Source organism: Oleiphilus sp. HI0067, from assembly GCF_001635735.1.
On record NZ_LWFI01001296.1, the window covers coordinates 1 to 907 of the forward strand.

At 44.1% G+C, this 907-nt stretch carries 2 protein-coding genes; both read right to left on the reverse strand.

Annotation, left to right across the window (positions count from 1 at the left end; all coding sequences use genetic code 11):
- Nucleotides 1–433, reverse strand: a 433-nt coding sequence (locus tag A3739_RS20065) for a tRNA (guanine(37)-N(1))-methyltransferase (protein WP_369821114.1), incomplete at its 3' end; no start/stop codon positions are given.
- Nucleotides 434–439: 6 nt separating this feature from the next.
- Nucleotides 440–907 (reverse strand): ribosome maturation factor RimM (rimM, locus tag A3739_RS20070; RefSeq protein ID WP_068502558.1); only part of this gene is annotated, 468 nt, incomplete at its 5' end.

Here is a 907-nt window from a genome sequence, read left to right on the forward strand (position 1 = left end):
CACCGCTCAACACATAATCACCGATCGAAACTTCCAAATCGATATGCGTCTCTATTAAACGCTCATCAATTCCTTCATAACGACCCGAGACCAGCACTAAAGAAGGTTCTTGAGCCAACTCTCTAGCAAGCTTGTCATCTAGCCTCTTACCTTGAGGAGACAAGTAAACCACTTTAGGCGCAGACTTACCTTTTCGCTCAGCTTCGGCTTTAGCAAACTCAATTGCATCACGCAAAGGCTGAACCTTCATAAGCATTCCCGGACCGCCCCCGTAAGGTCTGTCATCCACGGTTTTATGCTTGTCGTGTGCAAAATCTCTAGGATTCACCAAGTCTAACTCGACCAATCCTTTACTGACCGCGCGTCCAAATACGCCCGATACAGAAAATGGTTCAAACATTTCAGGAAAAAGACTAACTAGTCCGAACCACATAAACGCTTAGAACTCTGGATCCCAGTCCACGGTCATTTGAGATAACTCAAGATCTACCGACTTAACAACCTGATCCGGCAAATAAGGAACTAGCCGCTCTTTTGCATCCAAGCTGCCTTCACACTTACGAATAACTAGCACGTCATTTGAGCCAGTTTCCATCAAGTGATGAACTTTACCCAGAAGCTGACCCTCTATAGTAAGCACTTTTAGACCTTCTAACTGATGCCAATAAAAGTCACCAGCTTCCAGCTCGGGCAGCGATGCAACATCAATTTTAATATATGACTCTGCAAGCTCTTTAGCCTGATCACGATCATCATACCCATCGATGTGTGCAACTAATCCATTGCCATGAACCTTACACTGCTTAACCTTTACATCCTGTGTCTTACCACACTTTTGCAAAGACCAAACTTTATATTTTGCTAGGTTCTCTTTTGGCTGAGTATATGAAAACACTTTCACCCAACC